This is a genomic window from Brevibacterium sp. FME17 (genome assembly GCF_014897515.1).
Lineage (GTDB): Bacteria > Actinomycetota > Actinomycetes > Actinomycetales > Brevibacteriaceae > Brevibacterium.
This window is the reverse complement of the sequence record NZ_JABUYD010000002.1, coordinates 367,001-382,282: the sequence shown is the minus strand read 5'-3', so window position 1 is coordinate 382,282 and position 15,282 is coordinate 367,001. Positions and strand designations below refer to the sequence as shown.

Below are 15,282 nucleotides of genomic sequence, written 5' to 3'. Positions count from 1 at the left end.
TCGTAACAAGGTAGCCGTACCGGAAGGTGCGGCTGGATCACCTCCTTTCTAAGGAGCACACATAAGAACCCCGCAGAGGCAGCCATTCGCGTTGCCTGGTGGGAGCTCAAGGGTGGAACATCTCTATTTGGTTCGTCTACACAGCGTTGTTCGGGGTATGTGCCTCGTGTGGCGGTGGTTGGTGGTCGTATATGAATGAACACGTTATTGGGTCCTGGAATCACAAGCCAGCCAGCAATGGTTGTGTGTGTGGTTTCATCCAACAGGACCGACCCAGGTCACATGTGCGCTGCTGGTCAGTGTGGGTGTGGGTGGTGTTTGGTAGTGGTTTGAGAATCGTATAGTGGACGCGAGCATCAACAGCCCGATTTGTGTCGGGTTGTTATGTAATGTGATTTTTCTTGTGAAATCTTTAGTGTGAAATTTTCGCACACACGCATATGACCGTCTTTGATGTGGTGGTATGAGTGTGTAAGAGCGCATGGTGGATGCCTTGGCATCAGGAGCCGATGAAGGACGTGGAAATCTGCGATAAGCCTCGGGGAGCCGATAAACGGGCTGTGATCCGAGGGTGTCCGAATGGGGAAACCCCGCCGCATGAGAGTGTGGTGACCCGCATCTGAATATATAGGGTGTGTGGGGGGAACGCGGGGAAGTGAAACATCTCAGTACCCGTAGGAAGAGAAAATAAAACATGATTCCGGGAGTAGTGGCGAGCGAAACTGGATGAGCCTAAACCGTGTGCGTGTCAAACGTGCTGGTGTTGCGTATGCGGTGTTGTGGGGTATGTGTGTCTAGTCCAGCATGACTAGGACGTTGAGTGTGTTGCGTGTAGTCGAAGCTGGTGGGAAACAGTACCGGAGTGGGTGAGAGTCCCGTAGGCGAAACATGTGGCCCCGACGTTGTGCATACACCCGAGTAGCACGATACTCGTGGAATGTCGTGTGAATCTGCCAGGACCACCTGGTAAGGCTAAATACTTCCTGATGACCGATAGCGGATAGTACCGTGAGGGAATGGTGAAAAGTACCCCGGGAGGGGAGTGAAATAGTACCTGAAACCATGTGCTTACAATCCGTCAGAGCCTCCTTGTTGGGGTGATGGCGTGCCTTTTGAAGAATGAGCCTGCGAGTTAGCGGTGCGTGGCGAGGTTAACCCGAGAGGGGTAGTCGTAGCGAAAGCGAGTCCGAATAGGGCGTTCCAGTCGCGTGTCCTAGACCCGAAGCGGAGTGATCTAGCCATGGGCAGGGTGAAGCGTGTGTAAGAGCGCGTGGAGGCCCGCACCCACTTCAGTTGAAAATGGAGGGGATGACCTGTGGTTAGGGGTGAAAGGCCAATCAAACTCTGTGATAGCTGGTTCTCCCCGAAATGCATTTAGGTGCAGCGTTGCGTGGTTCTTGCCGGAGGTAGAGCTACTGGATGGCTGATGGGCCCCACCGGGTTACTGACGTCAACTAAACTCCGAATGCCGGTAAGGTTCAGCGTGGCAGTGAGACAGTGGGGGATAAGCTTCATTGTCGAGAGGGAAACAGCCCAGACCATCAACTAAGGCCCCTAAGCGTGTGCTAAGTGGGAAAGGATGTTCAGTTGCGAAGACAACCAGGAGGTTGGCTTAGAAGCAGCCATCCTTGAAAGAGTGCGTAATAGCTCACTGGTCAAGTGATTGAGCGCCGATAATGTAGCGGGGCTAAGTACACCGCCGAAGTTGTGGCAGCATCCTAATAAGCCGTAATGGTGGGGTGTTGGGTAGGGGAGCGTCGTGCTGGCAGTGAAGTCGCCGTGTGAACGAGTGGTGGAGCCGGTACGAGTGAGAATGCAGGCATGAGTAGCGAAAGACGGGTGAGAAACCCGTCCACCGGATGACCAAGGGTTCCAGGGCTAGGCTAATCCGCCCTGGGTAAGTCGGGACCTAAGGCGAGGCCGACAGGCGTAGTCGATGGACAACCAGTTGATATTCTGGTACCGACGCATAACCGTCAATACTAAAACACGTGATACTAACCATGTCATATGCCCGTGATGTCTTCGGATGTCTGGTTGGTGTGTGGTGTGGGACCTGAGTGTGGAGTCGGTAAGCGCGAGGTGTGACGCAGGAAGGTAGCCAGGCCACGCGATGGTAGTCGTGGTCTAAGGTCGTAGCACGTGGGGGTAGGTAAATCCGTCCCCACATAGTGTGTGAGAGCTGATGGGCGCCCCATTTTGGTGGGGTGATCTGGTGATCCTATGCTGCCGAGAAAAGCATCGGCGTGAGGTTGTGTGTTGCCCGTACCCTATAACCGACACAGGTGGTCAGGTAGAGAATACTAAGGTGATCGAGAGAATCGTGGTTAAGGAACTCGGCAAAATGCCCCCGTAACTTCGGGAGAAGGGGGACCATCCTGGTGAAGCCAACGTGCTTGGTGATGTGCTGGTGGTGGTCGCAGAGGCCAGAGAGAAGCGACTGTTTATTAAAAACACAGGTCCGTGCGAAGATGTAAGTCGATGTATACGGACTGACGCCTGCCCGGTGCTGGAAGGTTAAGAGGACTCGTTAACTGTTTTAGGACAGTGAAGCGGAGAATTTAAGCCCCAGTAAACGGCGGTGGTAACTATAACCATCCTAAGGTAGCGAAATTCCTTGTCGGGTAAGTTCCGACCTGCACGAATGGCGTAACGACTTCTCTGCTGTCTCAACCACGAACTCGGCGAAATTGCATTACGAGTAAAGATGCTCGTTACGCGCAGCAGGACGGAAAGACCCCGAGACCTTCACTATAGTTTGGTATTGGGATTCGGTGTGGTTTGTGTAGGATAGGTGGGAGACTGTGAGGCTATCACGCTAGTGGTGGTGGAGTCGTCAAGTGAAATACCACTCTGACTATACTGGATTTCTTAACTTCGGACCCTGATCGGGTTCAGGGACAGTGCCTGATGGGTAGTTTAACTGGGGCGGTTGCCTCCTAAAGAGTAACGGAGGCGCCCAAAGGTTCCCTCAGCCTGGTTGGCAATCAGGTGTCGAGTGTAAGTGCACAAGGGAGCTTGACTGTGAGACGGACGTGTCGAGCAGGAGCGAAAGCTGGGACTAGTGACCCGGCCATGGCTTGTGGAAGCGTGGTCGCTCAACGGATAAAAGGTACCTCGGGGATAACAGGCTGATCTTGCCCAAGAGTCCATATCGACGGCATGGTTTGGCACCTCGATGTCGGCTCGTCGCATCCTGGGGCTGTAGTCGGTCCCAAGGGTTGGGCTGTTCGCCCATTAAAGCGGTACGCGAGCTGGGTTTAGAACGTCGTGAGACAGTTCGGTCCCTATCCGCTGCGTGCGTAGGAAATTTGTGGAGGCCTGTCCTTAGTACGAGAGGACCGGGACGGACGAACCTCTGGTGTGCCAGTTGTACCGCCAGGTGCATGGCTGGTTGGCTACGTTCGGGAAGGATAACCGCTGAAAGCATCTAAGCGGGAAGCCTGCTTCGAGATGAGATTTCCAACCCACTTTGTGGGGTGAGGTGTCCTATAGATTATGGGTTTGATAGGCCGGGTATGGAAGCACTGTGAGGTGTGGAGTTGACTGGTACTAATACGCCGATCACTCATATAACCCATTGTTTTGGTGGTTGTGTGTGCGGGAAGCATTTATAGGGTTTCACGAGATGTTTATTGATGAGTCACATTGTGTGTGGTGTTCGCGTTCGCTGTACGGTTCTTGGACCGCTACTTGCCCTTTGAGGACTTGAGAGTTTTTGGGGTGGTGGTGGTGTGTTGGTTTTGCGGTGGTGATAGTGGTGGGGAAACGCCCGGTTAACCGTTCCGATCCCGGTAGCTAAGCCCATTCGCGCTGATGGTACTGCAACTTGGTGGTTGTGGGAGAGTAAGTGACTGCCGCAATATTCTTTGAAGGGAGGCCATCCTGTCGTTGACAGGGTGGCCTTCCTGCTTTTTGGTGAGGGGTCATTCCGCTTCGGTGGGATGGCCCCTTTCTCGTATTCATGGGTGAGGTCATTCCCGGTTGGGAGTGGCCTCTTCTGCATTCAACGGCGATATGCCGTCCGAGCCTTGGGCTCACCACTTCGTGTTTGAGTGGGAGAGCGTCCTAGGTGGCCTTGATGGTCGGTGGGGCAGTCTCTGCCTTGCGCCACACTGACGGCTGCTGTCTCACACCGTGCTGAGTCCGAGGAAACGACGAACCACCTCGGCACCAACAACCTCCACGGGATCCTGTCCACGTCTGATATCTTCGGCGGGAAGAATCACTTGGTGCTCCATACGAGCCTGTCCGTCCTGCGCGACAATGGTCTTCATTCCATTGGGGGAGTAGCCCAGCTTCTCCGAGACTCTGCGACTGGCAGCATTTCCCTCGAAGAAACCGGAATGAAACTCGCTGGCACCGAAATGGTCGGTAAACGTCGTCACCGCCGTTTGCCGCATCCGAGTCCCATATCCTTTGCCCTGCTCATTCAGAGCCAACCATGAACCCGTTGAGACTGACCTGGTGCGGACGAAATCCTTGGCACTGACTCCCTGCACGCCCACCGCTCGGCCGTCGACCCTGACGGTGAACTCGATGGTCCAGTCATCGACTCGGAAGTTGGCTCGCGTGCTCCATTGATACCGAGCGATGGACTGGGCGATCTCTTCCTGAGTGCCCGAATCCCAATTGACGAGAAACGCCGGCAGATCATCCCTGCGCACTCCGCCGTTCGCGATATCGGCCAATTCTGGATAATCCGATTCGCGTACTGGGGACAACTCCATGTGTCCGCACCGGATATTCAAGCCGAAGGGTGGCCAAATCTCTTCCAAATCCATAAATTGAGTCTAACCGTGGAGAGGACGGCAGCGGGCGAATCGTCAAAATTTGCAGTATACCAAACAGACGGTTTGTTACTGTACTGTCCATTATTCGGTCGTTCCAGCTCATGTTATGCGGGTCACGGTAAGTTGATCCCATGAGCTTACATCCATCACTGCAGCCAATCTTCGACACAGTGCTTCACCGCAATCCCGGAGAGTCGGAGTTTCATCAAGCGGTACAGGAAGTTCTCCATTCCCTGGGCCCTGTCGTTGACAAGCACCCTGAATACCTCGAACTCTCAACTTTCGAGCGCCTCTGCGAACCTGAACGCCAGATCATCTTCCGGGTCCCGTGGATCGATGACCAGGGTGTCGTCCAGATCAACCGAGCATTTCGAGTTCAATTCAACTCTGCTCTCGGCCCCTACAAGGGTGGACTGCGCTTCCACCCCTCAGTGAACTTGGGAATCGTGAAATTTCTCGGCTTCGAGCAGATCTTCAAAAACGCGATCACCGGCCTGCCCATCGGCGGCGGCAAAGGCGGATCCGATTTCGATCCGAAGGGACGCAGCGACCTTGAGATCATGCGTTTCTGCCAGTCGTTCATGACTGAGCTCTCCCGTCACATCGGCGAATACCGAGATGTCCCGGCGGGAGACATCGGTGTCGGCGGCCGCGAGATCGGCTACTTGTTCGGACAGTACAAACGCATGAAGAACGAGTATGAAGCTGGCGTACTCACCGGCAAGGGCCTCTCCTACGGCGGATCAATGGTGCGCACGGAGGCCACCGGTTTCGGTGTCGTGTACTTCCTCAAAGACATGCTCGCTGCAGCAAAGAAGAACATCGACGGACGCACCCTCTCGATCTCCGGATCGGGAAACGTGGCCGTGTTCGCTGCAGAGAAGGCCACTGCCTTCGGAGGAACAGTCATCACGATGTCCGACTCAAGCGGGTTCATCCATGACCCGGATGGGATCGACACCGAAATCGTCAAGCGCATCAAGTTCGAAGAACGCGGTCGCATCTCCGAATACGTCGATGAACGCGGTGGCCGTGCAAAGTATTACGAGGGCGGCAACGTCTGGGACATCGAGGTTGACGTCGCACTTCCCTGCGCAACTCAGAACGAGCTCGATGCCGACTCGGCACGAACCCTCGTTGGCAACGGCGTCATCGCACTTGCTGAGGGAGCAAACATGCCGTGCACCCCGGAAGCAGTGAAGACCTTCTCCGACGCCGGCGTGCTCTTCGCCCCGGGCAAGGCAGCCAACGCCGGAGGTGTCGCCACCAGCGCGCTGGAGATGCAGCAGAACGCCAGCCGCGACACCTGGGACTTCGACTTCACCGAAGCCCGTCTGGCAGAGATCATGGGCGACATCCACGACAGCTGCGCCGTCGCAGCCGCAGAGTTCGGTTCACCAGGCGACTACGTTGCCGGTGCGAACATTGCAGGCTTCATTCGGGTCTCCGAAGCGATGCTCGCACAGGGCGTCATCTGACCTCAGCGACAATGCGCAGGCAGCAGCCGCTGCCTTGAAGGCATACAACGGCCCTCCGACTCTCAGGCAGCTTCACACGAAGCCGTCGAGACGTCGGAGGGCCGTTGTCATTGCCTCGAGACTTCGCTCAGCGAGGCCCCATCGTTCCGTAGGCCTTGCGCCAACGCAGGAGTGGTTTGTCTTTGCTGCTATTCGCGCCGGTCCCCATCGACACCACCTCCCCGACAACGAGGCTGTGCGTCGCCACCTCCAAGACCTCCGTGGTCCGCAGTTCGAACCAGGCGATCGCATCCGTGAGCACCGGCTGTCCTGAATGGGGGGCCGGAAACGTATCGATGCCCTTCAGCGAGCCGTAAAGAGGCTGGCCAGGCGCGCCCAAGCGCTCAGAGATGTCTCGCTGGGAGGAATTGAGCAAGGAGATGGCGTAATGCGCACTCGTCTCCAGAGTCTCCATCATGCGTGACCCGCCATAGATGCTGATGGCCATCGTCGGCGGGTCATAGGACACGTCGAGGAACGAGTCGACGGTGATCGCGTGCAGGGCGTTGCCGCGCTTGGCTGAAACCACAGCCACGGCCGCAGCTATGTCATCGCTGAGTTCGCGATAGCGTTCTGTGAGGGAATCCTCGTGAGTTCTGTCCATGGCACTCATTCTAGGGAACTACAATGGAGCCATGACCTATCCAGCATCAGGTGGTTCAGCAACAATCGAGCGTGAGCAGTCCGAGCAACTTGTTGAACCCGGCGACCACGAACGTTTCAGCCACTACGCACCTAAAGACAAGATCATGGAATCCATGGTCACGGGCACACCGCTCATTGCCCTGTGCGGAAAGGTGTGGGTGCCGACCCGAGACCCCGAACGATTCCCCGTGTGCCCGCGATGCAAAGAGATCTACTCAACAATGTCTGAAGGACCTAAGGAGTAGATGTCCGCGGAACGTCTCCCAGGGACATCCGCCGCCGAACAACTGCCACCGGCCTTTCCTGAGCGTGCTGCTTGGGGAACGGCCGGAAAGTTGCGCGCTTGGCAGGCTGAGGCCCTGGAACAGTATTTTCGGGAACAGCCGAAGGATTTTCTCGCTGTCGCGACACCGGGCGCGGGCAAGACGACATTCGCTCTGCGCGTAGCTGCAGAGCTGTTGGCACAGCGCGTCGTCAACAGAGTCACCGTCGTCGCACCCACCGAACACCTCAAGGTGCAGTGGGCCGATTCCGCCTCACGCGTGGGCATCAAACTCGACCCGCACTTCAAGAATGCTCAAGGCAAACACGCCCCCGGCTATCACGGCGTTGCCATCACCTACGCGCAGGTGGCTGCCAAACCGGTCCTGCACCACAACCGGACCGCAGCCGGGCGCACCCTGGTCATCCTCGATGAGGTTCACCATGGCGGTGACGCACTGTCCTGGGGCGATGCAGTACGGGAGGCCTTCGGCCCCGCTGTCCGCAGACTCTCCCTGACGGGTACTCCTTTCCGGTCTGATACCTCGCCGATCCCATTCGTCACCTATGCCCCGGACGAGAACGGCATCCGCACCTCGGTGGCAGACTATTCCTACGGCTACGGGCGGGCGCTGAGGGACTCCGTCGTCCGTCCTGTCCTGTTCCTCGCCTATGCCGGCGCTATGTCCTGGCGGACCAGAGCCGGTGACGAGATGTCCCACGTCCTCGGCGAAGACACGACGAAGGACATCAACTCCCAGGCGTGGCGGACAGCGCTCGACCCCGGCGGCGACTGGATTCCAGCGGTGCTCAAGGCCGCAGACCGACGTCTGACAGAGGTCAGACGGACCGTGCACGACGCCGGTGGCCTTGTCATCGCCACAGACCAGGACAACGCGCGCGCCTATGCCAAGGTGCTGCGCGAACTCACTGGGGAGGCGCCTACGGTCGTTCTCTCCGACGAAGCTGGAGCCTCGGCGCGGATCGAGCAATTCCAGAACTCCACCGACCGGTGGATGGTCGCGGTTCGCATGGTGTCCGAAGGCGTCGACGTGCCGCGACTGTGCGTCGGGGTCTATGCGACCTCCTCGGCGACTCCACTGTTCTTCGCACAGGCCATCGGACGTTTCGTGCGTGCACGCAAACGCGGTGAGACCGCGTCTGTGTTCCTGCCTTCCGTCCCGATCCTCCTGGCCCTGGCCAATACGATGGAAGTCGAACGCGATCACGCTCTCGACCGACCCAAGAACGAGGACGAGAACGATGTCGTCGTCTTCGACGACCAGGCCATGGAACAGGCGAACCGTGAAGAGGGAGCCTCTGACCAGATGGGCTCCTTCGAAGCACTCGGTGCCGAGGCACTCTTCGACCGGGTGCTCTTCGACGGCGGTGAGTTCGGCACGGGCGGAGCGGTCGGTTCCGAAGATGAACTGGACTTCATCGGTATTCCCGGACTGCTCGAACCAGACCAAGTCCACGAACTGCTGCGAACCCAGCAGGCGCGCCAGGCAAAGCGGAAGACCGCTGCGGCGCCACCGGCACCGGAAACCGAACCCAGCGAGCTCGATCACAGGGCGATGAAGGAAGAGCGCAACCAGCTCCAGAGCCTCGTCGGCGCCTGGTCACGGCGCACCGGCTCACCCCACAAAACCGTTCACGTCGAGCTGCGCAAGGCCTGCGGGGGACCGGCCGTGGCACAGGCGACCCGGGAACAGATCCAAGCCCGGATCGCAAAGCTCCAAGGCTGGTTCATCGGCAAGAAGTGAGCCCCGTCCGCCTGCGCAGAGAGGACTTTTCGACCTCGGTTCAGCCTGGCCGATCTTGGTTCATCCGGCCGGCCTCAACTCGGGTCAGTCCTGATTACTTGGGACAGAACGTTACTTGGGACAGAACGTCACTTGGCTTAGAACGTCACTTGGGATAGAAGACCGTGGGGATCGCCGGTTCGCCGTCCTGCATGCGCCTGGCTGAACGTGGCAGTTCGGCCAGGGACTCGTCGTGCCGAGCACAGGCCTTCGTGACTCCGTCGGCGCCGATATAGGACTCATCGATCTCACCATCGACCACCAGGTCAACAGTCAGCGACCGGCCATCGCCGAGGTCGTCCGGCAGGGTCGGGATGCCGACGGCCTCCTCGACGGCAATCGCACCATCGATGATTCGCAGAGCGTCCTTGTTCCCTCCGCGTGAGGGTTTGCCGGTGGAGTTCTTTGCCACAGAGGTCCATGCCCCCGATTCGTCGGCCCGAGCCACGAGCTTGTACACGAGTCCCGCGGCCGGCGAACCCGAACCGGTGACCACTCGTGTTCCGACACCGTAGGAATCCACGGGGGAGGCGGCGAGAGCCGCGATCGCATATTCGTCGAGATCACTGGTGACCGTGATGGTCGTATCGTGAGCGCCGAGGCGGTCGAGGCCCGCACGGACTTCGCTGGCCTGTTCGACGAGGTCGCCCGAGTCGATGCGCACGCCACCCAGATTCTTCCCGGCCAGTCGGACGGCCGTGGCCAGCGCCTCCTCGACGTCATAGGTATCCAGGAGCAGAGTCGTGTCGGTGCCCAGGGATTTGAGTTGAGCGGCGAAGGCCTCCTGCTCCGAGTCGTGGAGCAGGGTGAAGGAATGAGCTGAAGTGCCGATCGTGCGCAGTCCGTAGCGGAGGCCGGCGGCGAGATTCGATGTCGACGCGAAACCGCCGATGACGGCCGCGCGGGCAGCGGCGACCGCAGCGTGTTCGTTGGTGCGGCGCCCGCCCATCTCCGCGCAGGGCCGATCGCCGGCAGCCTGAGCCATTCGTGAAGCCGCCGAGGCGACTGCGCAGTCGTAGTTCATCGCTGAGAGGATGAGCGTCTCGAGGATGACTCCTTCAGCGAAGGTGGACTCGACCGTCATCAGCGGGGAGCCGGGGAAGTAGATCTCGCCCTCCGCATACCCGCGGATGCTGCCGGAGAACGAGTAGTCGGCCAGCCAGTCGATGGTTCGCGAATCGACGATCTGCTCACGGCTGAGAAACGAGAGTTCCTCGTCGCCGAAGCGGAAGTCCCGGAGCATCTCGAGGATGCGGCCAGTACCGGCAACGACCCCGTAGCGCCGGCCGGCAGGCAGACTGCGGCCGAAGACTTCAAACAGGCTTCTGCGGTGAGCAGCACCCGATTCCAGCGCTGCCTGGACCATCGTCAATTCGTACTGATCGGTGTAGAAAGCCGTCGAACCGGTCCGTGTGAGATCACTCATAGGCGCGATACTACGTCACGACAGCGTCAGTGTTCTGCCGTAAGGTGGAAACGTGAGCAATCCAACGACTCCAGTTCTGGAGCCGGAGGTCGACATTCGACCGGCGACAGAACAGGCAAAGCCATGGAAGACCGTCGTCTTCAACGACCCCGTCAACCTCATGAGCTACGTCAGCTACGTCTTCCAAGCCTATTTCGGGTATTCGACCGAGAAGGCTGAGTCGCTGATGCTTGAAGTCCATGAGAATGGTCGCAGCGTCGTCGCCACCGGCGGACGTGAAGCCATGGAGAGGGACACTCAAGCCATGCACGAATACGGTTTGTGGGCCGCGTGCCAACCTGAAGCAGGATCCGACTGACATATGGCAGCAATTGACGCACGTGGGGACGATGTCGTCCTCAAACTCGAGGAAAACGAACGATCCCTCATGCTCACCGTCTTCACCGACTTGGCGGCGCTCTTGGCGGAAGACGACAGTGAAGATGGTCGCCCCGATTCGGAGAATTGGGAGGCACGCCTCGGCCTGGTCGATCGCCCGCGCCCTCAAGACCCCGCATTGCTGCGACTCTTCCCGGACGTCGATCCCCTCGATGAAGAACGTTCACAGGAGTTCCGACGCCTCACCGAGTTCGACCTTCAACAGGCGAAGGCACACAACGTGCGCATCGTCCTCAACGGTCTGGCCAAGGGACCTTCGATCGCATTGAACCACGATGAGGTTCTGGCGTGGATGAAGGGACTCAACGATCTGCGCTTGGTCCTTGCCGTTCGCATGGGCATCGACTCAGAGGAAGCCCAAGAGGAGAAATATGCTCACCGGGACGACCTTGACGAGTCCGAAGAGCTCACACTGACCCTGTATGACTTCCTGACCTGGATTCAGGATCGACTCACCACTACCTTGCTCGGCGACCTGCACGCGGACGACGATTCATGAAACTCACCGCCATCGGCACCGCCGGGTCCTTTCCCGGCCCCAACTCGGCCGCCAGCTGCTACCTCATCGAAACCGACGAGGAATCACCGACGCGCATCGTGCTCGACCTCGGCTCCGGGGCACTGGGCCCATTGCAACGTGCAGTCAACACGGATGGGCTGAGCGCGGTCGTGCTCAGCCACCTGCACCCCGATCACTGCATGGACATGACGGGCCTGTACGTCAAGCACTGCTACGACCCGAAGTTCTTCAACGGCAACGTCTCCGACACCGGCTCGATCCGCACCCGGACAAGCGTCCTCGCCCCGGCCGGTGCACAGGAACGGCTGACCCGGGCCTATTACACCGACCCTGGAAAGTCTCCAGTCGCCGCCAGCGGACATGACTCCGACCTCAGTCATGCCTTCGACTTCGCCGACCTCGACCACGGGACCACCCATCAGGTGGGAAGCCTGCAGATCGAAGCCTTCCTCGTCGACCACCCGGTCGAGGCCTATGCGCTGCGGATCACGGACGCAAAGGGCGGCGTGATCACCTACTCCGGTGACAGCGACGAATGCGACAACCTCGTCGAGGCGGCCCGCGGAGCAGACCTGTTCCTCTGCGAGGCCGCCTTCCAGGAAGATCGCGACGTCGCCCGCGGCATCCACCTCACCGGCAAACGGGCTGGACGTGTGGCTCAGGCGGCAGACGTCCAGTCCCTGGTTCTCACCCACATTCCTTCCTGGACGGACTGCTCCATCGTCCGTGGCGAAGCCGCCCGCGAGTTTCGTGGACCGATCGAACTGGCCAAGCCGGGCAACAGCTGGACCGTGTGACGGACCGACCAGAACAGAACAGCACCGACAAACGAAAGAGGCCCACCGTGCGCGCAGACGGACGAAACGCAGACGAACTCCGCGAAGTGACAATCACTCGCAACTGGATCAACACCGCCGAAGGTTCCGCACTGGTGGAATTCGGAAACACCCGCGTACTGGTAGCGGGTTCGTTGACCGCAGGAGTGCCGCGTTGGCTCAAGGGCCAGGGCCGCGGCTGGGTCACCGCAGAATATGCGATGCTGCCCCGCGCCACGGATTCCCGCAACACCCGCGAGTCCGTCAAGGGCAAACTGGGCGGACGCACACATGAGATCTCGCGCCTCATCGGTCGCAGCCTGCGTGCAGTCATCGACCTCGAAAAGCTCGGCGAGAACACCCTTGTGCTCGACTGCGATGTCCTCCAAGCAGACGGCGGCACTCGGACTGCCTCGATCACGGGCGCCTACGTCGCACTGGCCGACGCGATCGACAAAGGTCGTTCGACGGGAATCATCCCTGCCGCGAACAACCCGATCAAAGACTCGATCGCCGCGATCAGCGTCGGCATCATCGACGGCGAACCCGTCCTCGACCTGCCCTACGTCGAAGACTCGCGTGCCGACACCGACATGAACGTCGTCATGACCGGCAGTGGACAGTTCGTCGAGGTTCAGGGAACCGCCGAAGGTGCCCCCTTCGACCGTGCGGAACTGGGACAGCTGCTCGACCTCGCCGCCAAAGGCTGCACCGACCTGACCCGCATCCAGACTGAGGTGCTGGGCAAATGACCACCTTCGTGCTGGCCACCCACAACGAGGGGAAGAGGCGCGAGCTCCTCGCGATCCTCCTCCCCGCGCTGGGGGAGAACACCCACGTTATGACAGCCGCCGAGGCGGGCCTCGGCGATATCCCGGAAACCGGGGTCACGTTCGCAGAGAACGCACTGCTGAAGGCCCGTGCCGCGGCGCAGGCCACCGGTCACACCTCCATTGCCGATGATTCGGGGATCGCAGTCGACGTCCTGGGCGGAGCACCGGGAATTTTCTCCGCGAGGTGGGCAGGAAGGCACGGAGACGATCGGGCCAACCTCGAACTTCTGCTCGCTCAGCTCTCGGACATTTCGAGCGAACATCGCGGGGCGCAGTTCCGTTGCGCTGCCGCAGCGGTGACCCCGGACGGCCGCGAATTCTCGGCTGAAGGAGTCATGCCAGGGCGTCTGGCCACGAGTCCGTCGGGAGAACACGGGTTCGGCTATGACCCGATCTTCATCCCCGACGGAGGTGACATCAGTGCCGCGCGGATGACACCGGAGGAGAAGAACTCCCGGTCACACCGGAGAGTCGCCTTCGACAAGCTCGCCGCAGTCCTCGCCGCACAGACAGGTCTCTGAAAGCAGCGCCCCGTGCTCCGGACTAGTACTGGAGAGGACCCGGATAGCTTCCGGGTCCACCTCATTCGTTCTTTTCCACGATATGAGCACTGACGCCTCGCCTGGTGAGAACTTCGGCTAAACTGACGAGGCCGGTGCACGCCTGTGCAATGACCGGCCTGAGAAGACGAATGAGCCAGTGTGGGCTCGTGAAAATGGGAGAGCGATGAAGACTCCACGTGTCGGTTCGTGGATGGCAGCCCTGGCTGCCTCGAGCCTGATCCTGACAGGTTGCTCGGCGGGAGCCTCGGACTCCGGCGAGGAGGCGAAGAATGACTCGATGACGATCGCGTTCACCGCTGAACCGGTCAACCTCGACTTCACCTCCACCTCGGGTGTGGCCATCCCCGAGGCTCTGATGGAAAACGTCTACGAATCACTCGTCCGCGTCGACGGTGAGGGAGAGATCCAACCGGGACTGGCTCAGGACTGGGACGTGTCGAAAGACCGCAAGACCTACACCTTCCATCTGCAGAAGGGCGTGAAGTTCTCCAACGGTGCAGACCTCACGAGCGAGGACGTGAAGTTCTCCTATGAGCGGGTGCAGGACGAGTGGAAGAACGCCCTGAAGTCCAAGATGGACATCGTCGACTCAATCGAGACCCCTGATGACCTCACCGTGGAGATCGCGCTCAAAAAACCCTCCAACACGTGGCTGTTCAACATGACCAGCCTCGTCGGTGCGGTCTTCGACACCGAAGGCACCGACGACCTGGCCAACGAAGCCATCGGCACAGGGCCCTTCGCGATCGAGAAATTCACCCGCGGACAGTCGATCGACTTCGCAGCCCGGGATGACTACTGGGGCGAGAAACCAGCCGTCAAGAACGTCCAATTCAAATACTTCCAAGATGCGGTATCGGCCTCGAACGCTCTGAAATCCGGAGAGATCGACGTCGTCTCCAACCTCCAGGCTCCCGAACTGGCCGGAGAGTTCCAGGGCAAGGAATACCAGATCATCTCCGGCACCACGAACGGTGAAGTCGTGCTCTCGATGAACAATGCGCAGGGTATCTTCAAAGACAAGAAGGCCCGCGAGGCCGTCATGCATGCCATCGATCGCAAGGCTGTCCTCGACACCGCATGGGCCGGCTATGGAGAGCTCATCGGTTCAATGGTCCCGCCGACAGACCCGTACTACGAGGATCTGACCGGAGTCTGGGACTTCGACCCGCAGAAGGCCAAGGACCTCATCAGGGACGCCGGTATCGAAGGGGAGACGTTCGCCTTCACCGTGCCGAACCTGCCGTATGCGAAGGCGATCTCCGAGATCGTGTCTGCACAGCTGGAAGAGGTCGGACTCAAGGCCGACATCGAGACGCAGGAATTCCCGGCCGTCTGGCTGGACAAGACATTCACCGAGCACAGGTTCGACATGTCAGTGATCAACCATGCCGAACCTCGCGACATCCTCACCGTCTTCTCCAACGACTACTACATCGGCTACGACGATTCGAAGATCAAGAAGATCGCAGAGAAGGCCGACACCGGCACGGAAAAGGAATACGTCTCAGGGATGAAGGAGATCGCGAAGACGATCACCGAGGACGCAGCCTCGGACTTCCTGTTCCTGTTCCCCAACCTGGTCATCGCGAAATCCGACGTCGCTGGAATCCCTGCCAACAGGGTCTCCGATGCATTCCGGATCGCGGATCTGAGCTGGAACTGA

12 protein-coding genes and 2 rRNA genes are annotated in these 15,282 nt (G+C 59.4%); 11 read left to right on the top strand and 3 right to left on the bottom strand.

The features are described from left to right. Nucleotides 1-461 precede the first annotated feature (461 nt). Both INT40_RS03645 and rrf read left to right on the top strand, forming a co-directional pair. Nucleotides 462-3,576: ribosomal RNA gene (locus INT40_RS03645) — 23S ribosomal RNA — on the top strand. 168 nt (nt 3,577-3,744) lie between these two features. Further along, nucleotides 3,745-3,863, top strand: a 5S ribosomal RNA gene (gene rrf / locus INT40_RS03640). 267 nt (nt 3,864-4,130) lie between these two features. Here the strand turns inward: rrf and INT40_RS03635 are convergent. After that, nucleotides 4,131-4,784, bottom strand: a complete 654-nt coding sequence (locus tag INT40_RS03635; RefSeq protein WP_226830709.1) for a GNAT family N-acetyltransferase — start codon at nt 4,782-4,784, stop codon at nt 4,131-4,133. A 140-nt stretch (nt 4,785-4,924) separates the two neighbouring features. On the opposite strand from INT40_RS03635, the gene gdhA reads away from it, so the two are divergent. Further along, nucleotides 4,925-6,271, top strand: coding sequence for an NADP-specific glutamate dehydrogenase (gene gdhA, locus INT40_RS03630; RefSeq protein ID WP_101569578.1), 1,347 nt, complete (start codon nt 4,925-4,927; stop codon nt 6,269-6,271). Between the two features lie 127 nt (nt 6,272-6,398). Here the strand turns inward: gdhA and INT40_RS03625 are convergent, their stop codons facing one another. Beyond that, nucleotides 6,399-6,914 carry a flavin reductase family protein gene (locus INT40_RS03625; RefSeq protein WP_101569579.1) on the bottom strand — a complete coding sequence of 172 codons (516 nt, stop codon included), beginning with the start codon at nt 6,912-6,914 and terminating at the stop codon, nt 6,399-6,401. Between the two features lie 31 nt (nt 6,915-6,945). Between INT40_RS03625 and INT40_RS03620 the strand changes: the two genes are divergently transcribed. After that, nucleotides 6,946-7,200, top strand: a complete 255-nt coding sequence (locus INT40_RS03620) for a DUF3039 domain-containing protein (RefSeq protein ID WP_096160529.1) — start codon at nt 6,946-6,948, stop codon at nt 7,198-7,200. Further along, a complete protein-coding gene (locus INT40_RS03615; protein WP_101569580.1) occupies nt 7,201-8,982 on the top strand; it encodes a DEAD/DEAH box helicase in 1,782 nt (593 codons plus the stop codon). 145 nt (nt 8,983-9,127) lie between these two features. Here INT40_RS03615 and INT40_RS03610 read toward each other — a convergent pair whose 3' ends face one another. Continuing rightward, nucleotides 9,128-10,447, bottom strand: coding sequence for a nicotinate phosphoribosyltransferase (locus INT40_RS03610; protein ID WP_193095513.1), 1,320 nt, complete (start codon nt 10,445-10,447; stop codon nt 9,128-9,130). 52 nt (nt 10,448-10,499) lie between these two features. On the opposite strand from INT40_RS03610, the gene clpS reads away from it, so the two are divergent. The 6 genes from clpS (at nt 10,500) to INT40_RS03580 (ending at nt 15,282) form a co-directional block, all read left to right on the top strand. After that, nucleotides 10,500-10,805 carry an ATP-dependent Clp protease adapter ClpS gene (clpS, locus tag INT40_RS03605; RefSeq protein ID WP_101569582.1) on the top strand — a complete coding sequence of 102 codons (306 nt, stop codon included), beginning with the start codon at nt 10,500-10,502 and terminating at the stop codon, nt 10,803-10,805. A 3-nt stretch (nt 10,806-10,808) separates the two neighbouring features. Beyond that, entirely contained in the window at nt 10,809-11,384 is a 576-nt protein-coding gene (locus tag INT40_RS03600) for a DUF2017 family protein (protein ID WP_101569583.1), read from the top strand. Then, nucleotides 11,381-12,202 (top strand): MBL fold metallo-hydrolase, encoded by an 822-nt coding sequence (locus INT40_RS03595; protein ID WP_101569584.1) that lies wholly within the window; start codon nt 11,381-11,383, stop codon nt 12,200-12,202. Before INT40_RS03600 ends, INT40_RS03595 begins: the two co-directional genes overlap by 4 nt. Nucleotides 12,203-12,249: 47 nt before the next feature. Further along, a complete protein-coding gene (rph, locus tag INT40_RS03590; RefSeq protein WP_145997387.1) occupies nt 12,250-12,972 on the top strand; it encodes a ribonuclease PH in 723 nt (240 codons plus the stop codon). Next, entirely contained in the window at nt 12,969-13,574 is a 606-nt protein-coding gene (gene rdgB / locus INT40_RS03585; protein WP_193095512.1) for an RdgB/HAM1 family non-canonical purine NTP pyrophosphatase, read from the top strand. Before rph ends, rdgB begins: the two co-directional genes overlap by 4 nt. A 205-nt stretch (nt 13,575-13,779) precedes the next feature. After that, complete coding sequence (locus INT40_RS03580; protein WP_193095511.1) at nt 13,780-15,282, top strand: ABC transporter substrate-binding protein; 1,503 nt, start codon at nt 13,780-13,782, stop codon at nt 15,280-15,282.